Genomic DNA, 18,146 nt, shown 5'->3' on the forward strand with positions numbered 1-18,146 from the left:
TAGGGCGAGGGTGCCCATCCTCGATGTGTGACGAAAGAGTTAGACACCCTCGCAACCGCACTGTACGTGCAGATCGACGATGCGTTGAAGGCCCAGCCGCACCTGGCACCGTGGCGGCCGAAGATCGGCATCGCGCCCACGCTGAGTGACGCCGAGCTGGTCGCCCTGGCGGTGCTGTCAGCGCTGCTGGGCTTCACCTCCGAACGCCGCCGGCTGCGTCACGCCCGTGCCGAGCTGAGCGGGATGTTCCCGTACATCCCAGGCCAGTCCGGCTACAACCGGCGGCTGCGGCAGGCGTCCGGGCTGGTCACACACATGACCAGGATGCTGGCCTCCGACACCTCACTCTGGAGCGACGATGTCTGGGTTGTCGACTCCACCCCTGTGGAATGCGGCCGCTCCCGCGATACCGCCCAGCGTTCCGAGCTTGCCGGATGGGCCGAGTACGGCTACTGCGCCAGTCACTCACGGTACTTCTGGGGGTTACGGCTGCACTTGCTGTGCACCCTGGGCGGGCTGCCCGTACTGTTCGCGCTGAGCGGCGCCAAAGCCGACGAGCGCGAGGTGCTGCTGGGCATGCTGGAGGCCGCCCCTGACGTGGTGGCCGCCCATCCACGGCAGACGCTCATCGCTGACCGGCAGTACTACGGCCGAGCCTTCGAACAAGAACTCACCGAACGTGATCTGCGCCTGCTGCGTCCGGCCCGCCGGGGCGAGCCGGAACGGGCCGGCGCGCACCTGTTCAAGCCGTTACGCCAGACCATCGAGTCGATCAACCAGACCTTCAAGAGCCAGCTCGACCTGGAACGTCACGGAGGACGTACGCCGGCCGGCGTCATCATCCGCGTACTGGCCCGCATCCTCGCGCTGACGACAGCGATCTGGCACAACGACAAGACCGGTCAGCCGATCAAGCGATCCCTGACCGCCTACGACCACTAACCGTAACCAGACCCCTTGGCATCAATCATCTAGTTGGCGGCTGGGGACACGTTCGGGAGCGGAGGGCCTATACGGAACACCCTGACCTGGGGGCCTGTTCTGGTTGCGCGGTGTTCCGCTGAGGGATCCTCTAACGGAACACCTGCCGCCACCACCACTTGACGGATGCACGGGCAAGCGGCGCATACATCATCGCCTCGGCTGGTCGAGCGCCCATCTGGCTAAGGACGCCGGAACGCGGATGCCTCTGGCTCCGGCGGGGGCTGGGTGCCCTGCCCCAAACCTGCGTCTCTCGCCAGGACGATCGCCTCTGCCCGGGAGGCGACCTGGAGTTTGGCGAAGATGCTGGAGATGTGGTTGCCGATAGTCTTCGGCGCGAGCGCGAGCTGCGTGCCGATCGCCGCGTTGGAGCGCCCAGCGGCGATCAGGTCGAGCACGTCGCGTTCGCGCGGCGTGAGCTCGGGGAACGGCTCACCTTTGGGTGGCGCGTTAAGATAGCCGAGGACGCGCCGCGCCACTCCGGGTCCGAAGATGACCTCACCGGCCGCCACGGCGTTGATCGCCCTGACGATCTCACCTTGGTCAGCGCCCTTGAGCACGTACCCCTTCGCTCCGGCCCGCATGGCGGAGAACACCGACTCGTCGTCGTCGAACATGGTGAGCATCAAGATCGCCACACCTGGGGCGGCCACGGCTACTTCCCCGGCCGCCTCTATGCCGGTCATGTCCGGCATCTGAATGTCGAGCACCAGAACGTCCGGCGCGAGCGTGACGGCCGCTCGGACGGCCTGTCTGCCGGTGGCCGCGACGCCGGCGACTTCGATGTCGGGCAGGGTGGACAGCAGCGCCGCCAGCCCGTCGCGGACGATCGGATGGTCGTCGGCGAGGACGACGCGTACTTTCATGGTGTCACCGCCAGCGGGATCAGCGCCACCACGCACCCGCCGTTGGGCCCGGGCCCGATCCGGCAGGTGCCGCCCAGTTCTTCGGCCCGCTCACGCATGGAGCGCAGTCCCACACCGGGCCGCCAGCCACCGCCGTCACCGTTGCCGCCATTGTCGCGCACCTCTATGCGAAGACGGTCACGTACGGTGAGATCGACCTGGGCACTGGAGGCGCCGGCGTGGCGGGCTACGTTGGTGAGCGCCTCGGTCACGATGCGGTACGCGGCCACCTCGACCGCGGCGGGCAGGGCCGACAGGTCTTCGGAGGCGCGGATGCTGACGGTGAGCGACATCTGTTCGGCCTGCTGCCGCAGTGCGCCCACCAGCCCGAGTTCGTCCAGCGACGGCGGGCGCAAGCCGTACACCAGGCGCCTGATGTCGGCGATGGCGGCCGTCAGCTCCGAGCGCAGCATGAGGATCAGTTCCTTTGCCCGGACCGGGTCCTCGGCGATCACGTTGCCGGCGGCGTCGGCTCGGTAGACCACGCCGGTGAGGGTGGGCCCGAGCCCGTCGTGCAGGTCGCGGCGCAGCCTCCGCCGCTCGTCCTCGCGGGCGACGACGATGCGCTCGCGGTTGTGCTGTAGTTCGGCCGACAGGCTGGTAGCGTGCACAGCTACGGCGAGCGGTACGGCGAGCAGTTCCAGAATTCGTGCGTCGGCCGGGGCCACGGCGTTCTCGCCGGGACGCAGGCCGATGATCAGTTCGCCCACGCGGCCTCCCTCGTAGATCAGTGGCACGGTGTGCAGCAGTTCCGGAGCGGTGCCGTGGGCGGCACGCTCCACCTCGCCCGACCGTAGCGCGGCGAACGGCAGGCGTAACACCTCGCACAGCGCCGCGACCACCCCGGCCAGGCCCGGGGCTGGGTCGGTCAGGCGGTTGCCGATGCGCGACAGTGCCCGAGCCGGATCGGCCCGATCGCCGTACAGCAGCCGATCGACGATGCGTTGCAACCACACCCTGACCGGATTGAACGCGACGGCGATCAGCACCGTGGCAATCACCGAGTCGCCCAGTCCCGCGCTTCCGAGCACTGCGACCAGGAGTGCGTAGGCGCCGACGACGCCCGCGGTGAGCAGGCCGTAGAGCACGGTGCGGGAGATGACCAGGCGGATGTCCAGCAGCCCGTGGCGCAGGATCGCCACGGCCACCGCGATCGGGATCAGCGGGATGGCCAGAAGGATCAGCGCGGGTCCCGTCTCCAAGACCCCCCAGACCAGCATGACCGCCGCGACCAGCAGCACCGCCAGCAGCAGCCACAGGAGCTGGCGGCGCTCCTGCTCTCCGCCGCGCCGGTAGCGCACCACGAGCCCTGCCAGAGCCGCCAGGATCAATGCGACCCCGCGGATCTCCGTCACAGTCCACAGAACTTGGAGATCGTCATGAAACGGCAGGGTCAGGTATCCGGTTCCGGCCGGCCCTGGCGCCAGGCCGCTCGGCGAGGCTCCCATCTCGATCACGAACAGGGGGGCCGTCAGGACCGTCACGTAGACGAGCCAGGCCCAGCGCGGGCTCGGCGGTCTGCCGTCGGGGAAGAACAGCAGGATCAGCGGCAGGCACAGCGAGATCGACCACGGCCAGGAGTACAGGGCGAAGGTGATGAGGGTGCGCAGGACACCTTCGGGCCAGCCGTATGCCATGCCGACGGCCCACAGGCCGGCGCCTGCCGCGGTGCCCGCCTGGGTGACGGCCGCGGCCAGCATCAGCCAGCCGACGAGGTTGCGCGGGCGCTTCCAGGCGAGGAGCACGCCTGCGAAGGCGAGTGAGAGCCCGATCGCTCCGTTGGTCACGATGAACGTGTCGACGGCGGCCTGAAAGCCCATGTCCGCAACAACGGCCCCGGCCACTCCGACGGCCACTTCGGCAGTGGCCGTTGCGCATAGGCCCCAGGCCAGCACCTTCATGGCGTCCATGATGATCGGTCACCCCATTGCGCGCACAGGGGCAGGCCCCCAGGACACCCGGGAACATTGCCCGGCCGCAGGGGTGCGCACGCCGTGTTCTCGTAGCAGCCCTGGTCGGAGCATGAGTACGTCACCGACACCCCTGGAAGGCTGGCCATGCCTGAAAGCTCCGTCCACCCGAAGGTGCGAGACACCCGCGTTTTGCGCCGCAATGCCCTTGCCGTGCTGTTGCCGATCGGGCCGCTGTGCGTGGCCGTCCTGCGGCTCGTCCTGCCGTACGGTACGAACGACGACCCGCAGGCGCTGCTCGCTGCGGTCGCCGCCGACCAGGCGGCGCAGAGCACTGTGCTCTGGCTCTCCACGGCCGCGGTGCTGGCTCTGGTCCCCGCGTTGTTCGCGCTCACCCGCCTGGCGATGTGCCGCGCTCCGGCGCTGGCCTTGGCGGCCATCATCCTGGCCCTGCCCGGCTACCTGGGCATCGCCGCGCTCACAGTCTCGGACGCCGCAGCCCTAGCCGCCGTCACCGCTGGGCTGAGCCCGGCGGACAGCGTCGCGCTACTGGGCGAGCTGGCGGCACAACCGGCCTTGACGGCCTCGGTCATCCTCTTCGTGGTGGGCCACGTTTTGGGCACCGTGCTGCTCGGCGCAGCACTGTGGCGGGCGGGCGCGGTCTCAGGTTGGGCCGGCGCCGCGCTGGTGGTCTCCCAGCCGCTGCATCTGGCCATCGTGGTCACCGGCGGGCCCAAGATCCTTGACGGTGCCGCCTGGGCGCTGACCGCCCTGGGCTTCGCAGCCGGGTCGCTCACCCTCGCCCGGATGAGCGACGACGAGTACGAGCCGCGCTCCTAACAGCCGCAATTGAGCGTGGCCCTGTCCGGGTGCTGTGCAGCGGTAGACGAGCGTGAGCCGACACAAACGATCCACCAAACGAAAGGAAATATGCGATGAAAGCACCCATCCCCGGCATGACCATGCCAGGGCTGTCTGGGCGGACGCTCGCCCGAGCATGCGTCGTAGCCGCTGCGGGCTTCGCAGCGCTGAGCGGTACCACTGCCTCAGCCCAATCCGCGCCCTCCGGCATGCAGGCGGCAGGCGCGGCTTATGCGCCCGATACCTGCCGCAGTGGGTACGTCTGGCGCGGCGCCCGCTCCAGCGATCACGTGTGTGTCACCCCGGCTGACCGGGACCGCACCGCTCGGGAGAACGCCACCGGCGTCTGGCACGCCTGCACCCAGGGATTCGTCTGGCGCGAGGCCTACTCCGGCCACTACCGGTGTGTGGTCCCCGGCTCGCGCAGCGCCAACCGGGTCGACAACGCCAATGCGCCCTACCGGTTGGCCTGGATCATCATGACCCGGTGGCACCACGACGCCCCGCCGACCAACTGCCAGGACGGCGTCGGCTGCTCCACCAACCAGAGCGACTACTACACCGCCGGCGTCCGCGGTTACTACCTGACCCCGGGGGCGCAGGTCACCGTACAGATCATGAAGGCCGACACCCAGCAGAAGCTGTGGTCCGGCCACGCCACCGCCCGCGCTGGAGGCAAGGGACCGGGCGGCAACTACGACCTCGACACCGGCAACCTGCTGTGCCAGGGCGGCACCTTCGCCCAGCCGTACAACGCCTACGTCCAGGTCCGCGAGAACGACGACCCCTGGTCGCCTCGCGTCCCCATCTCCTACCACAAATGCAACAACCTCTGAGGTCCCGGCCGGTATCCGGGGCCATCCGGATTCCGCCGGCTCCGGAACTACCGGCATGGCGGAAGCCAGGACCTGAGCCACCCACCAACCCGTAACCGCGCAAGCGCGCTTTGATGAAGGGCATCTCATGAACACCAACCGCAAAATGGCCGCCGCGGCCGCGGCGCTCCTGACCGCCGGGCTGGCCATCTCCACCCCAGCGGGCGCGCACGCGCAGACCGGGGCCGCTCCGAAAACCTTCTACTGGAACAACCCGCAGCGGGCGGGGGACTGCACCATGTTCGAGGGCGCGACCTGGACTCTGCACCCCGACGGGACCGCCTACTTCGACGCGGTCGTCACCAGCGGCGACGACGGCGACGCGTGGCTGATGTGGGCGCGGCTCAAGGACGCCAACGGCGCGGTGATCGGCGCGCTGTCCAACTCGCGCATCCAGGACCCCACCGACCGAGCCAAGTTCGTCAAGAACCTGCCCAGCCGTACCCAGCGCTACCGGTGGTTCGCCTCCGGCCGCTTCAACCCCAACCTGTACCCCCTCATCAAGCGCATGCAGCTGAGCAAGCACTGCTGACCCCACCACACTCCTTCACAAGGCGTAGCTCCTTCCTACATGAGAGGAGTCCACTGCAAAACTTAAGCTGACTGCATTTTTGCAATAGGCTGCAGTTTCTGTCATGATCAATCAATGCATGTATCCCGATGCGAGCTGCTGCGCTGGCAGTTCGACCTGACCTGGTCGCTGTTCGATTACCACCTGGAGCGGCTGGAGCCTGCGGACTTCCTGTGGGAGCCCGCTTCCCGCTGCTGGACTGTACGTCCGGACGACGAGGGGACCTGGGTGCCTGACTGGGCGGAGATCGAGCCCGACCCCGTCCCGGTTCCCACGATCGGTTGGGTGAGCTGGCATATCGGCTGGTGGTGGAGCGTGACTATCGATCACGCTCAGGGCCGGACACCGCGGGAGCGGGCCGAGATCGCTTGGCCAGGTGATGGAAGGACAGCCATCGAGTGGTTGCGCGGCCTCCGTGAGGACTGGTTGGCGGTGCTGGATCGCCTCACCGACGCCGACTTGGACGCCCCAGCCCCGCCCTTCCCGTGGCCAAGGGACTCCGAGCACACCGTCGCCCATATGGTCGCCTGGGTGAATTCCGAGCTGATGAAGAACGTCACTGAGATTGGTCAGCTTCGGCTGTTGCGGGCCGCTTCGGAGTGAGGTGAGCGATTCGGGCCCAAGGATCTCGACGAGAGCAGTTGCACTTTCCGGGCCAAGAGCTTGATCCTCCGTTGGGGGTTCGCCGGATCTGTGCGAGCTCGTAGGGTCAAGCCGGTTCGGCCCGCCACAGGAACTCATCGCCGCTGCTGCAGATGTCCAGGGCGGTCAGGCGCTGCGCCTGCATCTGACGCTCGCCACGTTGCTCAGGCTCCGCCGAGGGAGCCATCGCGCCAGAGGAACCGTCGCGCCGGTCCAGCCATGCTCGGCATGCTGGCGTCTACTTGCCTGACGTGCCTTAACGACCTCCATGCGGCTGACCGGCAAGTTTGTCGGACAACCCCAGATGAATCCAGTCACCGCACACTCGGGCCTTGGCGTCCCTCCCGATTCCCTCGTCGCCCTCTCATTCCTCCGGATGACGGCCGAGCTCTCCGGGCACTGCTCGAACAACACGTTCCCGCAATGCGTACAGTGTGCGCTACAGTGAAGGGTGTTGGCGAACCGAAGGAGACTCCCATGCCGGCCAAGCCACCCGCCGTACCCTCCGTCTGGGCGCGCCCGCGCAAGGAGCGCGAGCAGCCCGCGCTGAGCCGCGAACGGATCGTCGCCGAGGCCGTCCGCCTGCTCGACGCCGAAGGCATCGACGCCCTGAGCATGCGCAGCCTCGGCACCCGCCTGGGCGCCGGCGCCACCTCCCTCTACCGGCACGTGGCCAGCAAGGACGAGCTGATCGAGCTGGCCGTGGACGAGGTCTTCGGCGAGCTGGAGGTGCCCGAGGCGGCCGGTCCCGGCGGCTGGCGTCCGGCGCTGACCGCGTGCGGCCAGAGCCTGCGCTCGATGGTGCTGCGCCATCCGTGGTTCGCCTCCGTGGTGGGCCAGGTGGGGCTGGCCTACCTGGGGCCCAACATGATGCGGATGTCCGACCGGGTGCTGGGCATCCTGGGGGCGGCCGGGCTCGGCGTCGCCGAGGCCGACCGGGCCGTGAAGGCGCTGGTCGCGTACGTGCTCGGGATGGCGACGAGCGAGGCCGCGTGGCTCAACCTGCTCGCCCAGAGCGGCCAGGACGAGGGCGAGCTGCTCCGCAGCCTGATGCCGGCCGCCGAGCAGGCCGTGCAGGACTACCCCCACCTGCGGGCCTTCTACTCCGCCGCCCCGGCCAAGGACTCGGCCCAGGATCCGGCCGAGGGCCGCGACGAGGACTTCGACTACGGCCTGCAGTGCCTCCTCGACGGCTTCCAGACCCGGCTCGGCTGACCCGGCTCGGGAGCCTGTCCCGCACGGTCCGGCTTGAAGGTGGCCCGGCGGGGTAGCGGGGCACGGTGTGGCGCTCGCGTCTGCTCGCCGTGGCGATCGGGGCCTGCCTGGCACTGGCCTTCCCGGCGGCCGATGCCTGGTGGTGGGCGTGGGCGGGCCTCGTCCCGCTGCTGGTGCTGCTGGCCCGGGCCGGCTCCTGGCGCCAGGCGACCTGGCTGAGCTGGTGTGCCTGCGCCGGGTTCTTCACGACGCTGCACCACTGGGTGCTGCCGTTCCTGGGCGTCTTCGCGCCGCTGGCGGTCCTCGTGATCGGGTGGGTGTGGGTGCCGTTCGGGCTGGCCGCCCACGCTCTGCTGCGCCGGGTCACGCTCGCGCGTGTGCTGACGGCGCTGCTGGTGCTGCCCTCGGTGTGGGTGGTGACCGAGGCGCTGCGCTCCTGGAAGCACCTGGGCGGCGCGTGGGGGCTGCTCGGCGCCGCCCAGTGGCGGGCGCCCGCCGTGCTGCAGCTGGCCGCGCTGGGCGGGGTGTGGCTGCTGAGTTTCGTGCTGGTCGCCGTCAACACCGGACTCGCCGTCGCGGTCCTGCCCGGCATCGGGCGGCGCGCCAGGCTGGCCGGCGGGGGAGCCGCCGTCGCGCTGGCGGTCCTCGCGGCCGGGTACGGAGCGCTGCGGCCCGAGCCGGCCGTGACGGGCGTCATGCGGGTGGCCGGCGTGCAGCCGGGCATCGTCCCCGGTCCCGAACGGCGCATCGCCGAACACCTGCGGCTGACCCGTGAGCTCGCCGGACGTGAACCCGACGTCATCGTCTGGGGCCAGAGCAGCGTCGGGCTCGACCCGGCCCGGCGGCCCGACGTGGACCGCCGGTTGCGCGCCGCCGCCGCGGAGGCGGGCAGTGACCTGCTGGTCAACGTGGACGCCGCCGACCCCTCCGGCCGGATCGCGAAGTCGGCCTACCAGTACACCGCCGGTGGTGTCGTGAACACCTACGTCAAGCGGCGCCTGGCCCCGTTCGGCGAGTACATCCCGCTGCGCCCGCTGCTCGGCTGGGTCGCGGGCGCCACTGAGGCTGCCGAGCGGGACCGGGTCACCGGCGACGGCCCCGCGGTGTTCGAGGTGGCCGGCCGCCGGGTCGGCCCGCTCATCTCCTACGAGTCCACCTTTCCCGACCTGCGGCGCGAGCTGGCCCGGCTGGAGGTGGACGTCACGATCACGCAGGGCTCGCTCACCACGTTCCACGGGAGCTGGGCGCACGCGCAACAGGCGAGCTTCGAGGCGCTGCGGGCGGTCGAGTCCGGCCGCCCGGCGGTGCTGGTCGAGCTCGACGGCACGTCGGCGGCGTTCGACGCGCGCGGCAGGCGGCTGGCCTGGGTGCCGCACGACCATCGCGGCGCGTTCGTGGTCGAGGTGCCGCTGTCGCGGGAGACCACCCCGTATGTGCGGCTCGGCGACTGGGTGCCGGCCCTGGCGGCCGGTGTCGTGGCCGCTGCGGGCCTCTCCTGCGCGGTCCGGCGGCTCCGCCACAAGAATCAAGATTGACTTATATAAGCGTATATTGAAACACTGGCGGCCATGCACGCGTTCGACGTCCTGGGCGACCCGGTCCGGCGCCGGATCCTCGAGCTGCTGGCCGGCGGAGAGCTCAGCTCCGGCGAGGTCGCGGCCGTCATCCGGGCCGAATTCGGCATCTCCCAGCCGGCCGTGTCCCAGCACCTGAAGGTGCTGCGCGACAACGGCTTCGCCACCGTACGAGCCGACGGCACCCGCCGCCTGTACGTCGTGAACCCGGCCCCGCTGCGCGAGATCGACGCCTGGCTGGACCACTTCCGCGGCTTCTGGGAACAACGCCTGGACGCGCTGGCCACCGAGCTGGCACGCGGCAAGCGCAGCCGCCGCACGACGATGCCTTCCGAACCACCCGAGAGAGACGAGCACCCATGATCGACATCATCGACGCCATCAAGCGCGCCGGCCGGCAGGTCGGCGAGGACGGCGAGACCAAGACGGTCACCATCACCCGCACCTACGACGCGGCCGTGGAAGACGTGTGGGACGCCTGCACCGACCCCGAGCGGATCAGCCGCTGGTTCCTGCCGGTCACCGGCGACCTTCGCCCGGGCGGCCACTACCAGCTCCAGGACAACGCGGGCGGCGAGATCCTGCACTGCGAGCCGCCCCGCCTGCTCAAGATCACCTGGATCATGGGCGAGAGCCCCGGCAGGTCGGAGGTCGAAGTGCGGCTCACGCCCGGAGAGGGCGAGACCACCGACTTCGAGCTGCGGCACACCGCCGAGGTGCCGCCGGAGTTCTGGTCGCGGTTCGGTCCCGGCGCCGTCGGCGTCGGCTGGGACCTGACCGTGCTCGGCCTCGGCCTGTACCTGGCGAGCGGCGTGGCCGTCGACCACCACACCTGGGAGCACAGCGAGGAGGCGCGCCAGTTCATGACCGCGAGCGGTGAGGCGTGGGGCGTCGCCCACGAGGCGGCCGGCGCGCCGCCGGAGCAGGTCAAGGCCATGGTCGCGAACACGATCGCCTTCTACGTCCCGCCGCGGGGGTGACCGCGCCTCGCCTGCCCCCCCGCCCGCGCGTAGGTGGACCCGCCCCGGCCGCGCACCCTCCGCGCCGGCCAGGCGGCGGCCGAGCGACCGCGCCGGCCGTTCCACGAAGCGGTACGTCGCCGCGCTCACCAGCACGGCGGCGGCCACGGCGGCCGTCGCCACGGCGACCTGCACGACGTACGGCCTGCCGCCGAGGCCGCCCACCGCCTCGTGCAGGTAACCGAACAGCGGGTGGTGCACCAGGTAGAGCGAGTAGCTGATCAGCCCGAGCCAGGCCAGCGCCCTCGGCACGCGCCGCCGGCGCAACGCCCGCGCGCCCGCGAACGTCAGACCGGCCGCCCCCACCGTGGTGACCCACACACCGGGCTCGGCCCACCACCACCCCGCCTGCACCGCCCACACCGGCGCCAGCGCCACCAGCGCGCCGGTGAGCGCCACCGGCCAGAGCGTCCCCGTGCCGCGCTCCCACCGCTGAACGGCCGTGCCGGCGAACATCACCGCCAGGATCGTCAGCCCGAGCCACGGGATCCGGCCGCCCAGCACGGGCAGGGTCAGCGCCATCAGCCCCAGCGCGCACGCGGCCACCGCCCGCCACCGGCCCGAGACGACCCCGGCCAGCCCCGCGGCGAACACCACCGCGGAGGCGTAGGCGAGCCACGTCCCGGACAGCGGGGCCGCCGCCAGCGTCACCCCCGCCGCCACCGACGCCCCGCCGAACAGCACGGCCACCGCCCCGCTGTGCCGGTGCAGCCCGCCCACGAACAGCGCGGTGACCAGCAGGTAGAACACCATCTCGTAGGACAGCGTCCACATGGTGTCGGCGACGCCGCCCACGTTCACCACGTCCAGCAGCATCGTCAGGTGCGCCACGACCGAGGAGCCGTCGCGCGGCACCGCCTCCCGCAGCGGCACCCACCACGACAGGCCGACGACCAGCGCGGCGACGACCAGGTAGAGGGGGTAGAGCCGGAACACCCGGCTGATCCAGAAGGCGCGCAGGTCGCCCCGCCGCTCCAGCGACACGGGAATGATGTAGCCACTTACCAGGAAGAACACCATCACCCCGTAGACGCCGAGGCTGAACCAGTACGGCCGCAGCGGCGGCAGCACCCACGGCAGGTGCTCGGCGACCACGGCGAGCGCCCCGACGCCGCGCAGCGCGTCCAGCCAGCCGAGCCGAGCCCCGCCCCGGCCGCCGTCCCGGTCGCCGTTCGGGCCGTCGTCCCGGCCGTCGCACCGGTCGCTGTCTTGGTCGTCGGGCCTTCTGTCGGACTGACCGCCGGGCCGGACGGGCTGCGCGGCGTCGGGACCGGCGGCGTTTCGGGGGTTCGCGTGGGCCGTGGGCGCGGGGTCACGGGGTAAGGCGGGGTTCCGGGACGTCGGCATCCGATCAACCTACCCACCCTCCGCCGCCAGCCGACCGGCGCGTATGCGAGGCAAGACGCACGCCGACATCGTCGGCGGCGTCGTCAATCCCGGCTCCCGCGCCCACCATCGAACTCATCCCCGAGAGGTGATCATGAAGCACACCGCCCTGGCAGACCTGGACGTCTCCCGCATCGGCCTCGGCACGATGGGCATGTCCTTCGGCTACACCGGCGCGGGCAGCGACGACGCCGAGTCCGTCCGCACCATCCACCGGGGGCTGGAGCTGGGCGTCACCTTCCTCGACACCGCCGAGGTCTACGGCCCGTACGCCAACGAGGAACTCGTCGGCAAGGCCCTGAAGGGCCGCCGCAACGAGTTCGTCGTGCCGACCAAGTTCGGGATGATCTCGCACGCGAGCGGCGGCCCGGGGCGTCTCGACAGCAGCCCGGCCAACAAAGGGCGTCCCATGCGAACCGTCACCCTGCCCGACGGCGTCGAGATGCCGATCCTCGGCTTCGGCGGCTTTCCGAAGGATCGGTGCCGCGCTCGCCGAGTTGTGGGGCGCGAGCTCGCCGGCGACGTGGAACCGTAACCCGCGCCGCGGTCGTCTCCTGGCCGAGGTGGTGCCGCACCAAGAAGCACCGGGCCGCGCCGTCGGTACCGGCCGGCGTCAGTGGCCCGTCGCCGCGCTGCGGCGTTCCATTATGAGCACGTCGCGCCAGCGGCCGTGATGGCGGCCGAGGCGCTCGCGGGTGCCGACGATCCGGAAGCCGAGCGCCTCGTGCAGTGCCAGGCTGGCGGTGTTCTCGGGGAAGATGCCCGACTGGATGGTCCAGACGCCGGCGTCCTCGCCGGCGGTGATGAACGCCGACATCAGGGCCCGGCCGATGCCGTGCGCCTGGCAGCCCGGGTGGACGTACACGCTGTGCTCCACGACGCCCGCGTACACCGGCCGGGGCGACACGGCCGAGGCGGCCACCCATCCGACGACCTCGCCGGTCCCGGCGTCGGCGGCCACGTACCGCAGGTGCGGCAGCTTGCCCGCGATGAAGACCTCCCAGCTCGGCGCGACGGTCTCGAAACTCGCCTGACCGGTGTCCAGGCCCGCCTGGTAGATGGCCAGCACCTGCGCGGCGTCCGCCTCGCGCATCGGCCGGATCACCAGGCCGGCCCCGACCACGGGCTCGTCGTTCGCCATCAGAACCTCCCGAGAGGACCGGCGGCTTCAGCCGTCGGGGGAACCGGGAGCGGGAGGGCCGCCAAGGCCCGAGCGTCTCCTGGCCTGCCACGTCCGCGCATCACAGATGTCCTTCCCGGTTTTGTCAGTGCCAGCCGATATCGTGGTCGTCTCGTTACAGAACGTGGGAGGTGGGTATGCGCAGGTCGTTCAAGTTCCTGCTGCGCCCCACCGCCAAGCAGTCCGCCGCGCTCACGCAGTGCCTGGAGGACCACCGGCAGTTGTACAACGCCGCGCTGGAGCACCGCCGCACCTCCTACGGCAAGGCCGGTGTCACGATCCGCTACGGCGACCAGTCGGCGGAGCTGAAGGAGATCCGCAAGGAGGACCCCGACGGGCAGGGCCGCTGGTCGGCAGGCTCCCAGCAGCAGACCCTTCGCCGTCTCGACAAGGCATTCGCCGCGTTCTTCCGCAGAGCGAAGGCCAGGCAGAAAGCCGGATACCCGCGTTTCAAGGGCCGGGGCTGGTTCGACACCGTGCAGTGGCCTGCCGTCAAGAACGGCGCGAGGTGGGACTCCCGACCGCATGATCCGGTGACGCGGCTCTACCTGCTCGGCATCGGGCATGTGCGGGTCCACCAGCACCGCCGCGTGTCCGGCACTGTCAAGACGATCAGTGTGAAGCGGGAAGGCGCCCGCTGGTTCGTCGTGCTGTCGTGCGACGACGTGCCCGCCGAGCCGCTGCCCGCGACGGGCGCTGTGGCCGGGATCGACATGGGTGTTGCGTCGCTGGCCACCACCAGCGACGGCGAGCACATCGACAACCGGCGCCGCCTGGCCGCGTCCGCCGACCGGCTCGCGGCGGCTCAACGCGACCTCGCCCGCAGGAAACGCGGGTCCAAGCGGCGTCGTGAGGCCGTCGCGCGGGTGGCCGCGCTGCACGCCAAGGTACGACGGCAACGCCTCGACAGCGCGCACAAGGCCGCGCTCGCGCTGGTCCGCGCCTACGGCGTGATCGTGCACGAAGACCTGCGGATCACCAACATGACCCGCGCGGCGTCCGGCACGATCGAGTTCCCCGGCCGCAACGTCGCTCAGAAAGCCGGGCTCAACCGCAGCATCCTGGACGCGGGTTGGGGGGTGTTCCTGACGATCCTGTCGCACAAGGCTGAAAGCGCCGGTCGAGAGCTGGTCGCAGTCGATCCCCGCAACACCTCCCGCACCTGCTCGCGATGCGGGCACTGCGCGAAGGAGAACCGCGTCACCCAGGCCGCGTTCCGGTGCGCGGCGTGCGGTCATGCCGCGCACGCCGACGTCAACGCGGCCAAGAACATCCTCAGGGCAGGGCTTGCCCTTCGCGACGCTGCGCAGGCGGCTTAGCGAGAAGCCGCTCCCTTCAGGGAGCGGAGGAGTCACCACGTCCTCCTCACTCGCAGACCGGCGAGGCGGGCGCCGGGTTGCCCATCACCACGTCGGCAGCGGTCGGGAAGCAGCTCACACATGCCTCGTTGATCCGGTACAGGTTGGAGGTGCCCTGCCGCTCGATCAGCACGAAACGCACCTCGGCCAGGATCTTCAGGTGGTGCGAGACCGTCGACTGGCCCACCCCGGACAGGGCCACGATCTCGCCCACGCTCATCGGCTCGCGCCGCCGCGCCAGCAACGACACGATCTGGATCCGCGTCGCGTCCGCCAGCGCCCTGAACCAGCTCGCGTACTCTTCCGCCTCCGCCCGTGGCAGAGGGCCCACTTCTTCATTCATCGTTAATCGACGATAGACGATGAAGATGGGAAAGGGAAGCCTCACGACCCCACCCGAGCGGGGGGATGAACAAGGGTGGGCGCGGACCACCGCGCCCGCGCCCACCCTCCTGTGCTCGGGCCGCGGTCAGTCGCCGGAGGGCTCGGGCGGGGTGGGGGCGGTGCCGATGACGGCCGTGGCGTGCAGGTCGCGGGAGGTGGCGATCCGGGGGGTCAGCCCGGCGCGGGCGATCGCCTCGCCCGCCGGCCGCGCCTGCCGTTCGCTGGTCTCGACCAGCAGGTGGCCGCCGGGGGCGAGCCAGCGCGGTGCCTGTGCGACGACCCGGCGGACGACGTCGAGCCCGTCGGCGCCCCCGTCGAGCGCCACCAGCGGCTCGTGTTCGCGGGCCTCCGGCGGCAGCAGGCCGATCGCCTCGGTGGGCACGTACGGCGGGCTGGCGATCAGGACGTCGACGCGGCCCCGCAAGGCATCGGGCAGCGGCTCGTACAGGTCGCCCTCGTGGACGTGGCCGCCGGCGGCGGCGAGGTTGCGGCGGGCGCAGCGCACCGCGGCCGGGTCGATGTCGACGGCGTGCAGTTCGCACCGGCCGACGGCGGCGGCCAGCACCGCGGCCAGCGCGCCGGTGCCGCAGCACAGGTCGACCAGCACCACCGGACGCCGCGCGCCGTCGCCCGCCGCCCCGCGAGCGCCGAGGGCGGCGCGGGCGAGGGCGGTGGCCTGGTCGGCGAGGAACTCGCTGCGGCGGCGCGGCACGAAGACGCCCGTGTCCACGGCGATGCGCAGGTCGTGGAACTCGGCCCAGCCGAGGACGTGTTCGAGCGGCAGGCCGGCGACCCGCCGCTCGACCATGGCGTCGAGGTCACCCGGGTCACGGGCGGTGGACAGCAGCAGCCGTGCCTCGTCCTCGGCGAACACGCAGCCGGCGGCACGGAGTCTCGTCACGATGGTGGCGAGGTCAAGAGAAGAGGACGGCGTAGGGGATGACGTCGGGGATGACATGGAGCGCCTTTCGGAATGCCCACGGGCGCTCTCCCTGTCGCCTACACCGTGGCGACGGCATGGTCACGACAGGAGAGCACCCGGCCTGACATGGCGGTAATGGGGCTCACCTCCTCGGTCGTGTCCACCTGGGGACCGTCACCCTATCGGAGCCGGTCCGAGCGGCGCAAAGCGCCCCGGGACCACCGCCGCCGGTCCGCGTGCCCGCCCCTGACCTGCGCGCCCGTCCCGTCGCGCACGCGGTCCGGCCCGTCCTGGAAGCGTTCGCCGACGGGACGGCGCGCGGCGCGGGACTCGGTGAGGGACCGGGCACCGCCTGGACGTCTCAGGCGGGACGACGGTGCGGGCCGGCCTCACGCGCCGGCGAGGGGGAGGGCCGCCGACGTCTGGCGCCAGATCCTGCCGTCCCTGACGACCAGGGTGCCGAACGCGGTGACCCGGTTGCCGGCCACCGTCATGCGGGCGTTGTACAGGATGACGTCGCCGGTCGTCCGCAGGGACGTGATCTCCTCGACGTGCGGTTCGGCGGCCAGGTAGGCCGCGAACAGGTCCTTGATCTCGGCCGGGCCCCGGGCGACGCGGTCGAAGCGGACGACCTCGGCGTCGTCGTGGTACTGAGCCAGCAGCGCGTCGAGGTCGCGTCCGGCGATCGCGGCGAGCTGCCGCTCGAACAGGTCGGCGGTCATGCCTCTCCCTGGGGGACGTGCTGAGGGTCGTCTTGGGGGACCTCGGGGCGCAGGGCGAAGGCGACCTGTGCCGCGCCGTACACGAGCACGGCGAGGAGGGTCACGAAGGCGGGCAGCGCGGAGACGAGGAGCGTGAGCGCGGCGGCCACGAGGCGGACGGCGCCCGCCCGCCGGTCGCGCGAGCACAGGTGCTGCACGCCGAGCACGGCGAACACCACCGCGGCCGGGACGCCGATCGCCCAGCCCGGCGCGGTCGCGTGGGCGATGGCGTGCTCGACGCCGACGCCGAAGGCGACCAGGCCCACCGAGAGCGGCAGGTGCGCGTAGACCCACACCTGGCCGGCCAGCCGGGTGCGCAGGACGACCGACTCGTCGAGGTGGCCGAAGTACAGCCACCAGTAGGCCAGCGCCGCGGCGATGCCCGCCAGCGCGACGAGCAGCGCGGCCGGGGTGACCGCGTGCCCCTTCAGGCCGACGACCACGGCGGCGACGACCTCGCCGAGCACGATGACGACGAACAGGCCGAAGCGCTCGGGCAGGTGCTCGCTCTGCGGCGGCAGGGCGCTCTGGTGCCGGCGCGACAGGAACGGCGTGGCCAGGTCGATCGCCATCGCGACGGCCCACAGGGCGTAGCGCTGGGGCGGCTCGACGGCCAGGGACGCCAGCCAGATCAGCGCGGCCAGGGCGAACCCGGCCGCGTAGCGGGAGGTGAGCGCGCGCGCCTCGGGGACGTGCCGGCCCGCCCGCAGGTAGGCCGCCACCAGCACCAGCCGCACCACCACGTACGACAGCGCGAACAGCGCCGACCGCTCGCCGATCGCGCCCACACTGGCGGCCATCACCGCCACGCCGAGCAGCTGCGGCAGGACGAGCAGCCGGTGACCGACGTCGTCGGTGTCGAAGCGGTTGGCGTAGAACACGTAGCCGGCCCACGCCCACCACACCGGCACGAACAGCGCCATGAACGCCGTCACCCCGCCCCCGGCCAGCACGCCCGCCAGCTCGGCCACGGCCACCACGAACACCAGGTCGTAGACCAGCTCCAACCAGGTGACCCGCCGGTGCGCGTCCTCGAACAGCCGTAACCGCGGCGGCTGCCACCGCCTGATGCCCGCCATCGCCCCCTACTTTCGTTCGCGTGTCGTCTCGGAGGCCAGATCAGGGCTGGTACGGCGGGGCGACGCCCCATCCCCAGTGCGGCACGGGCGCCTCGGTCGGCGGCGTGGCCCCGGGCTGGGAGTTGTGCACGGCCAGCCGGGTGCCCCATTCGACGTAGCCGGCGAACGCCGCCCGGAACTCGGGGTCGTCGGGCAGCCCCACCTCGTCGGCGGCGTCCATGAGCAGGTTGACCCACCGGCGCCGCTGCGGCTCGGTGATGCCCCTGCCGAGATGCTGGCGCAGCATGTGCGGGTAGCCGCCGCGCTCCTTGGTATAGCGGTCGGGGCCGCCGAACACCTCGCTCAGCCACATGGCGACGTAGCGGGGGTGACCCGGGTCCATGTGGGCGAACAGCGGCCCGATCAGCTCGTCCTTCACCACATGGGCGTAGAAGGCCTCGGTGAGACGCTCCAGCGCCTGCGCGCCACCCGCCCACTCGTACAGGGTGGGTCCCGGTTCATCGGTCATGTAATCATGTAATCA

The 18,146-nt window shown here is 71.2% G+C and carries 18 protein-coding genes and 1 pseudogene; 10 read left to right on the plus strand and 9 right to left on the minus strand.

The features are described from left to right. Positions 1 to 27: 27 nt before the first annotated feature. Positions 28 to 942, plus strand: coding sequence for an IS982 family transposase (locus FHU36_RS19375; protein WP_185085371.1), 915 nt, complete (start codon positions 28 to 30; stop codon positions 940 to 942). Positions 943 to 1,163: 221 nt separating this feature from the next. Here FHU36_RS19375 and FHU36_RS19380 read toward each other — a convergent pair whose 3' ends face one another. Together FHU36_RS19380 and FHU36_RS19385 are read right to left on the minus strand one after the other, a co-directional pair. Beyond that, entirely contained in the window at positions 1,164 to 1,847 is a 684-nt protein-coding gene (locus FHU36_RS19380; RefSeq protein WP_185085372.1) for a response regulator, read from the minus strand. Further along, positions 1,844 to 3,706: a sensor histidine kinase gene (locus FHU36_RS19385; protein WP_221496449.1), complete on the minus strand. Its 1,863-nt coding sequence runs from the start codon at positions 3,704 to 3,706 to the stop codon at positions 1,844 to 1,846. Before FHU36_RS19385 ends, FHU36_RS19380 begins: the two co-directional genes overlap by 4 nt. Positions 3,707 to 4,009: 303 nt before the next feature. Between FHU36_RS19385 and FHU36_RS19390 the strand changes: the two genes are divergently transcribed. The 7 genes from FHU36_RS19390 (at position 4,010) to FHU36_RS19425 (ending at position 10,514) form a co-directional block, all read left to right on the plus strand. Continuing rightward, positions 4,010 to 4,636 (plus strand): hypothetical protein, encoded by a 627-nt coding sequence (locus FHU36_RS19390; RefSeq protein ID WP_185085374.1) that lies wholly within the window; start codon positions 4,010 to 4,012, stop codon positions 4,634 to 4,636. A 311-nt stretch (positions 4,637 to 4,947) separates the two neighbouring features. Continuing rightward, complete coding sequence (locus FHU36_RS19395; RefSeq protein ID WP_185085375.1) at positions 4,948 to 5,493, plus strand: hypothetical protein; 546 nt, start codon at positions 4,948 to 4,950, stop codon at positions 5,491 to 5,493. Positions 5,494 to 5,620: 127 nt separating this feature from the next. Further along, on the plus strand, positions 5,621 to 6,064 hold the full coding sequence (locus FHU36_RS19400) for a DUF6294 family protein (protein WP_185085376.1): 444 nt from the start codon (positions 5,621 to 5,623) through the stop codon (positions 6,062 to 6,064). 114 nt (positions 6,065 to 6,178) lie between these two features. Next, on the plus strand, positions 6,179 to 6,706 hold the full coding sequence (locus tag FHU36_RS19405) for a DinB family protein (RefSeq protein ID WP_185085377.1): 528 nt from the start codon (positions 6,179 to 6,181) through the stop codon (positions 6,704 to 6,706). Positions 6,707 to 7,222: 516 nt separating this feature from the next. Then, the gene (locus FHU36_RS19410) at positions 7,223 to 7,960 is read left to right on the plus strand and encodes a TetR/AcrR family transcriptional regulator (protein ID WP_185085378.1); all 738 of its coding nucleotides are present in this window, start codon (positions 7,223 to 7,225) and stop codon (positions 7,958 to 7,960) included. Positions 7,961 to 8,025: 65 nt separating this feature from the next. Then, complete coding sequence (gene lnt, locus FHU36_RS19415) at positions 8,026 to 9,495, plus strand: apolipoprotein N-acyltransferase (RefSeq protein ID WP_185085379.1); 1,470 nt, start codon at positions 8,026 to 8,028, stop codon at positions 9,493 to 9,495. A 398-nt stretch (positions 9,496 to 9,893) separates the two neighbouring features. Beyond that, complete coding sequence (locus FHU36_RS19425; RefSeq protein ID WP_185085381.1) at positions 9,894 to 10,514, plus strand: SRPBCC family protein; 621 nt, start codon at positions 9,894 to 9,896, stop codon at positions 10,512 to 10,514. A gap of 123 nt (positions 10,515 to 10,637) precedes the next feature. Here the strand turns inward: FHU36_RS19425 and FHU36_RS19430 are convergent. Further along, a pseudogene (locus FHU36_RS19430) lies at positions 10,638 to 11,900 on the minus strand (acyltransferase family protein); the annotation flags it as partial. Between the two features lie 43 nt (positions 11,901 to 11,943). On the opposite strand from FHU36_RS19430, the gene FHU36_RS44590 reads away from it, so the two are divergent. Beyond that, positions 11,944 to 12,474 (plus strand): aldo/keto reductase, encoded by a 531-nt coding sequence (locus FHU36_RS44590; protein WP_246502501.1) that lies wholly within the window; start codon positions 11,944 to 11,946, stop codon positions 12,472 to 12,474. A 78-nt stretch (positions 12,475 to 12,552) separates the two neighbouring features. Here FHU36_RS44590 and FHU36_RS19440 read toward each other — a convergent pair whose 3' ends face one another. After that, entirely contained in the window at positions 12,553 to 13,080 is a 528-nt protein-coding gene (locus FHU36_RS19440) for a GNAT family N-acetyltransferase (RefSeq protein WP_185085382.1), read from the minus strand. A 176-nt stretch (positions 13,081 to 13,256) separates the two neighbouring features. On the opposite strand from FHU36_RS19440, the gene FHU36_RS19445 reads away from it, so the two are divergent. After that, positions 13,257 to 14,438, plus strand: coding sequence for an RNA-guided endonuclease InsQ/TnpB family protein (locus FHU36_RS19445; protein ID WP_185085383.1), 1,182 nt, complete (start codon positions 13,257 to 13,259; stop codon positions 14,436 to 14,438). Between the two features lie 46 nt (positions 14,439 to 14,484). Here FHU36_RS19445 and FHU36_RS19450 read toward each other — a convergent pair whose 3' ends face one another. The 5 genes from FHU36_RS19450 to FHU36_RS19470 all read right to left on the minus strand — a co-directional run bounded on the left by FHU36_RS19450 (position 14,485) and on the right by FHU36_RS19470 (position 18,131). Then, positions 14,485 to 14,820: an ArsR/SmtB family transcription factor gene (locus FHU36_RS19450; RefSeq protein ID WP_185085384.1), complete on the minus strand. Its 336-nt coding sequence runs from the start codon at positions 14,818 to 14,820 to the stop codon at positions 14,485 to 14,487. A 126-nt stretch (positions 14,821 to 14,946) separates the two neighbouring features. After that, positions 14,947 to 15,819, minus strand: coding sequence for a putative protein N(5)-glutamine methyltransferase (locus tag FHU36_RS19455; RefSeq protein WP_185085385.1), 873 nt, complete (start codon positions 15,817 to 15,819; stop codon positions 14,947 to 14,949). Between the two features lie 353 nt (positions 15,820 to 16,172). Further along, on the minus strand, positions 16,173 to 16,505 hold the full coding sequence (locus FHU36_RS19460; protein ID WP_185085386.1) for a nuclear transport factor 2 family protein: 333 nt from the start codon (positions 16,503 to 16,505) through the stop codon (positions 16,173 to 16,175). After that, positions 16,502 to 17,623: a low temperature requirement protein A gene (locus FHU36_RS19465; RefSeq protein ID WP_185085387.1), complete on the minus strand. Its 1,122-nt coding sequence runs from the start codon at positions 17,621 to 17,623 to the stop codon at positions 16,502 to 16,504. The genes FHU36_RS19460 and FHU36_RS19465 overlap by 4 nt, the downstream gene beginning before the upstream one ends. A gap of 40 nt (positions 17,624 to 17,663) precedes the next feature. Next, on the minus strand, positions 17,664 to 18,131 hold the full coding sequence (locus tag FHU36_RS19470) for a group II truncated hemoglobin (RefSeq protein WP_185085388.1): 468 nt from the start codon (positions 18,129 to 18,131) through the stop codon (positions 17,664 to 17,666). Positions 18,132 to 18,146 lie beyond the last annotated feature (15 nt).

The organism is Nonomuraea muscovyensis (assembly GCF_014207745.1).
In the GTDB taxonomy this organism is placed as follows: Bacteria; Actinomycetota; Actinomycetes; order Streptosporangiales; family Streptosporangiaceae; genus Nonomuraea; species Nonomuraea muscovyensis.

Bases quoted from the DNA above. Each gene is read 5' to 3' on its own strand.
- FHU36_RS19380 (WP_185085372.1), bottom strand. From the start codon at position 1,847: ATGAAAGTACGCGTCGTCCTCGCCGACGACCATCCGATCGTCCGCGAC.
- FHU36_RS19385 (WP_221496449.1), bottom strand. From the start codon at position 3,706: ATGGGCTTTCAGGCCGCCGTCGACACGTTCATCGTGACCAACGGAGCG.
- FHU36_RS19400 (WP_185085376.1), top strand. From the start codon at position 5,621: ATGAACACCAACCGCAAAATGGCCGCCGCGGCCGCGGCGCTCCTGACC.
- FHU36_RS19405 (WP_185085377.1), top strand. From the start codon at position 6,179: ATGCATGTATCCCGATGCGAGCTGCTGCGCTGGCAGTTCGACCTGACC.
- FHU36_RS19410 (WP_185085378.1), top strand. From the start codon at position 7,223: ATGCCGGCCAAGCCACCCGCCGTACCCTCCGTCTGGGCGCGCCCGCGC.
- FHU36_RS19425 (WP_185085381.1), top strand. From the start codon at position 9,894: ATGATCGACATCATCGACGCCATCAAGCGCGCCGGCCGGCAGGTCGGC.
- FHU36_RS44590 (WP_246502501.1), top strand. From the start codon at position 11,944: ATGCGAGGCAAGACGCACGCCGACATCGTCGGCGGCGTCGTCAATCCC.
- FHU36_RS19440 (WP_185085382.1), bottom strand. From the start codon at position 13,080: ATGGCGAACGACGAGCCCGTGGTCGGGGCCGGCCTGGTGATCCGGCCG.
- FHU36_RS19445 (WP_185085383.1), top strand. From the start codon at position 13,257: ATGCGCAGGTCGTTCAAGTTCCTGCTGCGCCCCACCGCCAAGCAGTCC.
- FHU36_RS19450 (WP_185085384.1), bottom strand. From the start codon at position 14,820: ATGAATGAAGAAGTGGGCCCTCTGCCACGGGCGGAGGCGGAAGAGTAC.
- FHU36_RS19455 (WP_185085385.1), bottom strand. From the start codon at position 15,819: ATGTCATCCCCGACGTCATCCCCTACGCCGTCCTCTTCTCTTGACCTC.
- FHU36_RS19460 (WP_185085386.1), bottom strand. From the start codon at position 16,505: ATGACCGCCGACCTGTTCGAGCGGCAGCTCGCCGCGATCGCCGGACGC.
- FHU36_RS19465 (WP_185085387.1), bottom strand. From the start codon at position 17,623: ATGGCGGGCATCAGGCGGTGGCAGCCGCCGCGGTTACGGCTGTTCGAG.
- FHU36_RS19470 (WP_185085388.1), bottom strand. From the start codon at position 18,131: ATGACCGATGAACCGGGACCCACCCTGTACGAGTGGGCGGGTGGCGCG.